The organism is Rickettsia sp., from assembly GCF_965035265.1.
In genome coordinates this window covers 1-8,246 of sequence record NZ_CBCDJS010000059.1, presented here as the reverse complement: position 1 = coordinate 8,246, position 8,246 = coordinate 1, and the positions used below count along the sequence as shown (strand labels likewise).

Sequence of the window (8,246 nt, the reverse complement as noted above, 5' to 3'; positions counted from 1 at the left end):
TTCTTTTGCTGATAACCACTCTGGTTGTGTTACAATGTTTGTTGCTGCCTTACCCCAATAATCATCTTCAAGCTTAGTAAAATATTCATAATCTACTAAAACGACAGTAGGTCTACCTTGTTTATTAATGACTATTGGCTCTCGTAGTGCTTGATCAATAATTTTTCCAGGATTCTTATTTAACTCAGTTGCAGATATATTCATATATTTTACGTATTATATTTAATATATCTATAATACTATTTCTACAAACTAATTACAAATGAATTATTTTAAGTTCCTTGATTTATTGTATTTTTCTTTTTTAATCTTAAAATAAGCGAGCCAGTAATGCCATTCATCTATTGTTATTTGCTCTACTTCTGCAACTGTTTTGTGTAATACTTCAGCTAAAGCAAACATATTAAATAATACCGGCTCAGCAATTAGTTTTTTTCGGCAGTCTCAAAATCGTTTTCACTCATTATACTAGTGCTAATCCGGATCAACACATCAGGGTCACAGCTACGCATTAACTCCGGTTTATCGCTACGACTAAATAAACAGTTTCCCTCCTTATCCTTAGCTTTCATAATTAATGCTTCAACCATTAAGCCTAAATCATCCTCTTTTGCCATTTTGTATAAGCGATTTTTCTGTCCTAAGGTTAAAGGGGATAAGTAAATATATAAAGGATTCTCGCCATCACCCCATTCCGGTACTTCGATTATTTTAATTTCCTTAGCGTCAAAATGTGCTTTGACCCTGTCTATAATTTTTTCATTCCACAACTATTTTAACATTTCGATCTTGGCTTCGTGGTGGGCTTATGGTTGAGGTAGTTACCTCTTCGTTAGATGAAAAAACTATAATCCCTGGCAGAGAAGTAACATCCATAGTATAAAGTCTGCTATCGTAAACCTTAGTACCTACCAAAGTTTTACCATGCAATAGCTCTACAAATGCTTGCCTTATTTTTGTTCTTGCGTGCATTGCTTAACTTTGCTTCTCAAGTACTAAACTAGCAAAACCCGTACCATCAACCTTTATCTCAACAATTCGATATTCCTTATTATGCACGTTCAGCAAATCGCCGTATTCTGCTTCTAAAATATCATCTTCTGTGCATTCAAATATAGGCTTATTGCCGTAAACTCCCGCCATGCCGCTATCTATGCTTAAATATTCCTCGCTCATAATACCGGTTATTATATATTCTTCGCCTGAAGCAAGGTGCAGGGTTGCAGTTATAGCAAATCCTTGCTCTATATCTAAAAACTCGTACAAATCTTCTTGAAACGACATAAAATTTGATGTATTATATTTTTGTTAATACTATTAAAACAATACTAAAACCATTACAATATGATTGCATCTTTTGCTTGTTCTGATACTGAAAAGCTGTTTTATAACCAATCTGTAAAACGTTTTCACTCAATTATTCGCTCAGCTCAAAGAAAGCTTAAATTGTTAAATTCAGCTAGTAATATTAATGATTTACGCTCTCCACCTGGAAATAAACTTGAGTCATTAAAGGGAGATAGAGCAAATCAGCATAGTATTCGTATTAACGATCAGTGGCGTATATGTTTTGTTTGGCATGACGGAAATGCTCATAATGTTGAAATTGTTGATTATCACTAAAGGAGATTATTTATGACTAAACTACTTGATCTTGTAACACCTGGTGAGGTGCTAGAAGAAGAATTTATGAAACCATTACACATAAGTCAAAACAGGTTAGCTCGTGATATTGATGTACCACCTAGTCGTATTCATGCAATAGTACATGGCAGAAGGTCAATTACAGCTGATATGGCATTACGTTTAGGTAAATATTTTCAAAATTCAGCTCAAATGTGGATTAACTTGCAATCTCATTATGATTTAGAGATTGCACAGCGTAACGAATGGCCTCATATTAAAAATCGTATTCGTATTATGGAAATATCTAGAGTTGCTAGCTAATCTTAAGCTTTCCGTGCCACTGCAAAGGATTCAGGGTGTCGCGATGTCGATATCCTGCATTAAGCGAATACGGATACCGCCGCTTGTGCCTAAAGCGCAAGGGTCAACTAGTACATCTAATACACCCCATTGTCCGATGATTAAATCAGCAAAATTACCGAATAATAAAGTTCCATACTATTTCTTACTCCATATTTATAATCACTTACTTTTTTTGCTCCTTGTTTATCTTTTAGCTTTTCTTTACTTCTGCCGATTCCAACAGTCGGATCAGCCGGTATTGACACAACTGATTATTTCTAGAGGCTTCCATAAATTTTTAGAAAAAATAATAAACAAGAAGAATTGGAAAAAGATTTAAGAAAGAAAATAAAACAACAAATAGCAGAACCTTTAACCAAGGAAGACATAGAGAGAATAAACGAACGCTTAGAGATATTAGAAAAAATGTACAAAGATTCTGAGGAGTAAATTTTAATTTTTCACTTAAAAAGAATTCAAAATGTTATTTTTAGAAGATAGAGAAGTAGCTGAAGAAGCAATAACATTATCTAGGGTATCAACTGAAAGACAATATGACTAGGGTTGTTCAATAGATTCACAAACAAGACGATTAAATGATTATTGTAAAAATAAAAATCTTAAAATTACTAAAAGTTTTGAATTTGCTGAATCTTCAACAGTAGGTAACCGCAAAAAATTTATGGAAGCTATAGAGTTTGCTAAAAATTTTGCTGAAGAAAAAAAGAAAATAATAGCAATAGTAATAGACAAAGTAGATAGGTTACAGCGTAATTTCAAACAGTCTGCTATGCTTTATGAGCTTATAGAAAAAGGAATAATAGAAATACATTTTTATACGGAAAACTGCATTATTCATAAATATTCAACTTCTTTGGAATTTAAATGTTACAGTAGCTCAAAATTTATAAAAAAGGTAACAAATACTACCCTCATATTTACGAGTTAAATAAAGAGCTTATCAGTATAAAAAATAAACTTGATAAGCTTAGAAGTAAACTTTTAGAAGATATATTCACAAATGAAGAATACGAAGAAGATAAACGTAAATTAACAACACGTCGTGATAAAGTAATGCTAGAGATAGCAGAGTATAATAAAGGGGATGATAGCTTTACCGAAAAAATGATAGATGTACTAAATTTAGTTGCCAATGCACATCAATATTTTATTTTGTCGAATGCCCCAGGAAAAAGACGCCTAATAAAAACTGTGTTTTCGACAATTAAATTAACAGGCAAAAAGCTTGACTTTATGCTGCATTCGCCGTTTGATTCATTCGTAAATTTGTCGAAAATCGAGGAATGGCTCCCCGGGCCGGACTCGAACCAGCGACCGAACGGTTAACAGCCGTTTGCTCTACCACTGAGCTACCGAGGAACATAGAAGTTTCTAAAAAATTTTAGATAACTTCTTATAACAAATCTTTTCTATAACGTCTAGCGTTTTCTTTATATAAAATAAAAAAATTTACTCATCCCCAATTTTCAACGCTGCGATAAATGCAGATTGTGGGATTTCGATATTACCGTACTGTCTCATTCTCTTTTTACCTGCTTTTTGCTTCTCAAGTAGCTTACGTTTACGGCTTATATCACCACCGTAACATTTAGATAAAACGTCTTTACGCAGGGCCTTAATAGTCTCACGAGCAATAATACGGCTACCGATACTTGCTTGAATTGCTATATCGATCTGCTGCCTTGGTATTAAGTCCTTTAACCTTACGCATAACGCCCTACCCCTCTGCTCCGCACGTGAGCGGTGTACGATTGTGGACAGTGCATCAACCACCTCTGCGTTAACCAAAATCCCAAGCTTAACAAGCTCGGAAGATTCATAAACATCCATTTGCCATTCAAAACTTGCATAACCTTTGGAGCAGCTTTTTAAACGATCATAAAAATCGTAAACTATCTCATTTAGCGGTAATTTATAAACTATTTTAGCTCTATTTGCTATATAGCTATGATCGAGCTGCACCCCTCTCTTTTCTGTACAAAGCGATAATACCGTACCTAAAAACTCATCAGGCACCATTATAGTTGCCTTAATCCAAGGCTCTTCCATTGATTCGATTTTTTGCAAATCAGGCAAATCTGCGGGGTTATGAATTTCTAAGCTCTCACCATCTCGCATATGAATTTTATACACTACGCTTGGAGCAGTGGTGATTAAATCTAAATCAAACTCCCTACTTAAACGTTCTTGGATTATCTCTAAATGTAGTAACCCTAAAAAGCCACACCTAAAGCCTACTCCAAGTGCTGAAGAACTTTCCATTTCATACTCAAAACTGGCATCATTAAGCCGTAATTTAGCTAGCGAATCCTTTAGATGCTCAAACTCTGAACTATCCGTTGGATAAAGTCCACAAAACACTACAGGTAAGTTCGGCTTAAAGCCGGGCAATGCTTGCTCGCAAGGTTTCTTCTCATCAGTGATAGTATCCCCAACTTTACAATCCGCTACCTGCTTTATAGAGGCAGTAAAGAAGCCGATTTCCCCTGCATGCAAAACATCCGAAATATGTTTTTTCGGAGTAAAATAACCGACATTCTCAACTGTATAAACCGAGTTTGTAGCCATCATTTTAATACGTATATTCTTACGCAGAGTTCCATCAATAATACGTACTAAAATAACCACACCAAGATAAGGATCGTACCAACTATCGACAAGCAACGCTTTTAAGATATCCGCGCTACTTTCTTTTGGCGGAGGTAATTTATTTACTATAGCCTCTAAAACTAAATCAATCCCTATACCGCTTTTAGCAGAGATTAACACAGCCTCACTTGCATCAATTCCGATTATATCCTCTATTTGCTGCTTAACCTGCTCAGGTTCGGAAGCAGGTAAGTCAATCTTGTTAAGTACCGGCAAAATTTCATGATCATTTTCAATCGCTTGATAAACATTGGCAAGAGTTTGGGCTTCTACTCCTTGCGTACTATCAACTACCAATAACGAGCCTTCGCAAGCAGCGAGTGACCTACTAACCTCATAAGCAAAATCGACATGCCCGGGAGTATCCATCAAATTTAAATAGTAAGTGTTACCGTCTTTAGCCTTATATACAAGCCGTACGGTTTGTGCTTTAATAGTTATGCCTCTCTCTTTTTCGATATCCATCGAATCTAGCACTTGCTGGCTCATTTCCCTAGCCTGCAAGCCGCCGCAATGCTCAATTAACCTATCTGCTAACGTAGATTTACCGTGATCGATATGGGCGATTATTGAGAAGTTCCGTATATATTTTTGATTATTCATAATTATTGTGATATAATTTGCGTTTGTTTGTTGTGATCAATGTCATTTCGCAAAGGCGGGGCGTTGCTAAGAATGACGTACAGCATATTTCAGAAAGCTCTAGACAAGATGAATTTCAAGGTGAGCCTGCGGGGCGTATATTAATACGTGAGCACAGGCGAATCCTGCAAAATTCGCTTGTATCGAGCTTTATGGAATGCGCTGTAAATATATAACAAAATCGAAATTTATAACAGGAAAAAATAATGAGAGCCGAAATAGAAAATTATGTAAAAAAAATTGAGCAGTCTTTAGAACTACTTTGGAGGTCACTTTGACGTTGAAGCATCAACTGAAAGACTCGAAAAGCTAGAAGAATTAGCAGCCGATCCGAGTTTATGGAATGATCAGGCTAACGCACAAAAATTACTGCGAGAAAAAAGTAATTTAGAAGACAAACTCAATGCTTTTAATAAACTCAAATCCAATTTAAAAGATGCTTTAGAACTTGAAGAAATGGCTGAAGCTGAAAATGACCCAGAAACACTTTCACAAGTTGAACAGGACTTTAAAAATTTAAGCGTCATTGCTGCCAAATTTGAAACTGAATGCTTATTTTCAGGTGAAGCAGACGGCAATAACTGCTTTTTAGAGATTAATGCCGGAGCCGGAGGAACTGAAAGCCATGACTGGGCATCTATCATGATGCGTATGTATTTGCGTTTTGCCGAGAGGCTCGGCTTTAAAACCGAGATAATCAATATGATTAACGGCGAAGAAGCAGGCATTAAATCATGTACGATTAGGATAATAGGCAAACGTGCTTACGGCTGGTTTAAAACCGAAGCAGGAGTTCATAGGCTAGTGCGTATTTCCCCGTTTAATGCGGCAGGTAAAAGAATGACCAGCTTTGCAAGTAGCTGGGTATATCCTGAAATTGATGATAATATAGCAATTACTATCGAGGACAAGGATTTAAGAATCGATACTTTTAGAGCATCGGGAGCAGGAGGGCAGCACGTTAATACTACCGATTCAGCCGTACGTATCACCCATATACCGACCAATACGGTAACGCAATGCCAAAGTGATAGGTCGCAGCATAAGAATAAAGCTCAAGCTATGAAAATGCTTCAAGCAAAACTCTATGAGCTTGAAATGCAGAAACGCACAGACAGCGTTAACGAACAGAATGCCGCTAAAACCGATAATAGCTGGGGACATCAAATTAGATCATATGTTCTACAACCTTATCAAATGGTGAAAGATTTACGCACTGATTACGAAACTTCCGACACTAAAGGTGTGCTCGACGGTGACCTTGAAGACTTTGTCTCTGCAAGCTTATCTATGAATGCGGGTGGTAAGAAGTAGATTTAAGCAATCAAAACGTCATGCCGTGACTTGATCACGGCATCTAAAAAAACAACTTATACTAATAAATATTTATGGACCCCGTGGTCAAGCCACGGGGTGACAGCTGTATATGAAAAACTGCAAAAATTTTAACATAGCTATTTCTATAATTATTATAGGAATAGTCTCAGTTCTAGGATTTCAAAATTATCAAAAATTTGCTCAAGATCGGCATTTTGAGCAAATAGTAAGCGATCTTAATAATCTAGAGTTTGAACCTGCTAATGAAGCGATTCGTCAAAATTTCATTTCTGAAATACAAAATATTTATACAACCGAAAATCCTGAAATAGATAAAAACATAAAGTATGTGTGGGTTTTATCGGCAAGGCATTCTTACACCAAAATACCAATTAATTCCGATGCTCAAAATATTGGAGCAGAAGATAAAGAGGACGGATATAACAGAATTAGGCTAGGCATTAATATTGCAAGAGAAGTAGCCGCCAAAAAGCTTGATAAGCAGGAATCTAACTTAACATCTGAAGAATTACAAAAATACGGACCGATAATTTTATTTAATGGCGGAGCTTATGATAATAGTTTATGAACAGAAGCTCTTGATAATAATATTATTACCGATTATCCGAAAGAAAGTTTCTATATTTTCATGTTACCGGAAAACCAAATCAATACCGGCGGACAATTTAAAACTTTATATATAGAGCATGAAAAAGGTAATATTGATTTAAATAACGCTGAAATTGCAATTGTTACTCATGCTTATCATTTTCCCCGTGTTAACAGATATTTTGATAACCAACCTAATTTCGACTTCTTCTTTGCTCATAACACTAAACCTATAATTTTTTTAGTCGATCGAAAATTTGAAACCATGGGAATAGATAATGAACTAAAGCAGGAGCTAATAAAATTACCTAATTATATCGAAAAAGGCTTTATCTCAAAGAAATAGCGTACTAGTACCTGAGGGTTATAGTACTAGACATTTTTTAAAAAGCCCTCGATGTCATTCCCGCGAAAGCGGGAATCCAGCGTAAAGCGAGATAAATCGAGCTTTTAATTTCAAAAACTTACTGTGTATACATCTTTTAATGACTGGATCCCCGCCTTCGCGGGGATGACATCGAACGCGTTTTCCGAGCCATGCGGGCAACGCCCAGCCTCCGCGGGAATGACATAAGTATACGGAGTATAGCTCGAGCCGAAGCTCTTGTAGAACGATGACGCCAATTTTTGAAGTTCATCGAGTATACTTCCATAATTTGCTAAAAGTACGCTGCCCAAAATAAAAACTAATAATCCCCGCAAAAATAGTTTGGTCTTCAATACTCCATAATATATCTAAATACTCAACTAGCAGGGCAGAACTTTTTAACGATTTATATTGAACATATTTTACTCCTCCGTACATTGCAAAGAAACTATAAGCAAGCACCGGTCTTACTGAACCGTTTAAAGCATCAACCCAACTAACACCTGATTTATAGGTAGAGTAAAGTGAATATTGTATAATGGCCTGAAAAATCAAGACAAAATATATGAACAATGTACTTGGTAATGTTGCTTAAATTAAGCTGCTATTTGTTCATAATGTTGTACGTAATCCAGATAAACATTCATAGGTTTTTTATACCCAATACTTGAAT

General features: G+C 35.8%; 15 protein-coding genes, 1 tRNA gene and 2 pseudogenes. 8 read left to right on the top strand and 10 right to left on the bottom strand.

The genetic code is table 11. The annotated features are described in order from the left end of the window. The 5 genes from AC1Z7D_RS04800 to AC1Z7D_RS04780 all read right to left on the bottom strand — a co-directional run. The coding region (locus tag AC1Z7D_RS04800) for a type II toxin-antitoxin system Phd/YefM family antitoxin (RefSeq protein WP_482602449.1) at positions 1-204 on the bottom strand (204 nt) is incomplete at its 3' end. A 63-nt stretch (positions 205-267) separates the two neighbouring features. Beyond that, positions 268-402 (bottom strand): hypothetical protein, encoded by a 135-nt coding sequence (locus tag AC1Z7D_RS04795; RefSeq protein WP_482602447.1) that lies wholly within the window; start codon positions 400-402, stop codon positions 268-270. A gap of 23 nt (positions 403-425) precedes the next feature. After that, positions 426-770, bottom strand: a complete 345-nt coding sequence (locus AC1Z7D_RS04790; protein WP_482602445.1) for a hypothetical protein — start codon at positions 768-770, stop codon at positions 426-428. Next, positions 760-972, bottom strand: coding sequence for a hypothetical protein (locus tag AC1Z7D_RS04785; protein ID WP_482602443.1), 213 nt, complete (start codon positions 970-972; stop codon positions 760-762). The genes AC1Z7D_RS04790 and AC1Z7D_RS04785 overlap by 11 nt, the downstream gene beginning before the upstream one ends. A 3-nt stretch (positions 973-975) precedes the next feature. Then, entirely contained in the window at positions 976-1,284 is a 309-nt protein-coding gene (locus AC1Z7D_RS04780; RefSeq protein WP_482602441.1) for a head-tail joining protein, read from the bottom strand. Between the two features lie 60 nt (positions 1,285-1,344). Between AC1Z7D_RS04780 and AC1Z7D_RS04775 the strand changes: the two genes are divergently transcribed. Next, on the top strand, positions 1,345-1,623 hold the full coding sequence (locus tag AC1Z7D_RS04775) for a type II toxin-antitoxin system RelE/ParE family toxin (protein WP_482602439.1): 279 nt from the start codon (positions 1,345-1,347) through the stop codon (positions 1,621-1,623). Between the two features lie 12 nt (positions 1,624-1,635). Further along, complete coding sequence (locus AC1Z7D_RS04770) at positions 1,636-1,947, top strand: HigA family addiction module antitoxin (RefSeq protein WP_482602437.1); 312 nt, start codon at positions 1,636-1,638, stop codon at positions 1,945-1,947. A gap of 140 nt (positions 1,948-2,087) precedes the next feature. Here AC1Z7D_RS04770 and AC1Z7D_RS04765 read toward each other — a convergent pair whose 3' ends face one another. Beyond that, a complete protein-coding gene (locus AC1Z7D_RS04765; RefSeq protein ID WP_482602435.1) occupies positions 2,088-2,234 on the bottom strand; it encodes a hypothetical protein in 147 nt (48 codons plus the stop codon). A gap of 58 nt (positions 2,235-2,292) precedes the next feature. On the opposite strand from AC1Z7D_RS04765, the gene AC1Z7D_RS04760 reads away from it, so the two are divergent. Together AC1Z7D_RS04760 and AC1Z7D_RS04755 are read left to right on the top strand one after the other, a co-directional pair. Beyond that, the gene (locus AC1Z7D_RS04760; protein WP_482602433.1) at positions 2,293-2,418 is read left to right on the top strand and encodes a hypothetical protein; all 126 of its coding nucleotides are present in this window, start codon (positions 2,293-2,295) and stop codon (positions 2,416-2,418) included. A gap of 121 nt (positions 2,419-2,539) precedes the next feature. Next, entirely contained in the window at positions 2,540-2,917 is a 378-nt protein-coding gene (locus tag AC1Z7D_RS04755) for a recombinase family protein (RefSeq protein WP_482602451.1), read from the top strand. A gap of 356 nt (positions 2,918-3,273) precedes the next feature. Here AC1Z7D_RS04755 and AC1Z7D_RS04750 read toward each other — a convergent pair. Further along, positions 3,274-3,348, bottom strand: a tRNA-Asn gene (locus AC1Z7D_RS04750). 90 nt (positions 3,349-3,438) lie between these two features. Next, complete coding sequence (gene lepA, locus AC1Z7D_RS04745; protein WP_482602431.1) at positions 3,439-5,241, bottom strand: translation elongation factor 4; 1,803 nt, start codon at positions 5,239-5,241, stop codon at positions 3,439-3,441. Positions 5,242-5,285: 44 nt separating this feature from the next. Between lepA and AC1Z7D_RS04740 the strand changes: the two are divergent. From AC1Z7D_RS04740 to AC1Z7D_RS04725, 4 genes and pseudogenes are all read left to right on the top strand, one after another. Next, positions 5,286-5,447, top strand: a pseudogene (locus AC1Z7D_RS04740) (palindromic element RPE3 domain-containing protein); the annotation flags it as partial. 39 nt (positions 5,448-5,486) lie between these two features. Further along, a protein-coding gene (prfB, locus tag AC1Z7D_RS04735; RefSeq protein ID WP_482602429.1) for a peptide chain release factor 2 occupies positions 5,487-6,594 on the top strand; the annotation gives its coding sequence in 2 pieces (ribosomal slippage) (positions 5,487-5,555 and positions 5,557-6,594; 1,107 coding nt in all). A 112-nt stretch (positions 6,595-6,706) separates the two neighbouring features. Next, a complete protein-coding gene (locus AC1Z7D_RS04730) occupies positions 6,707-7,186 on the top strand; it encodes a hypothetical protein (RefSeq protein WP_482602427.1) in 480 nt (159 codons plus the stop codon). Between the two features lie 60 nt (positions 7,187-7,246). Further along, positions 7,247-7,552: a hypothetical protein gene (locus tag AC1Z7D_RS04725; RefSeq protein WP_482602425.1), complete on the top strand. Its 306-nt coding sequence runs from the start codon at positions 7,247-7,249 to the stop codon at positions 7,550-7,552. Between the two features lie 37 nt (positions 7,553-7,589). Here AC1Z7D_RS04725 and AC1Z7D_RS04720 read toward each other — a convergent pair. Beyond that, positions 7,590-7,773 (bottom strand): annotated as a pseudogene (locus AC1Z7D_RS04720) (hypothetical protein). A 67-nt stretch (positions 7,774-7,840) separates the two neighbouring features. After that, positions 7,841-8,128, bottom strand: coding sequence for a hypothetical protein (locus AC1Z7D_RS04715; RefSeq protein ID WP_482602453.1), 288 nt, complete (start codon positions 8,126-8,128; stop codon positions 7,841-7,843). Positions 8,129-8,246 lie beyond the last annotated feature (118 nt).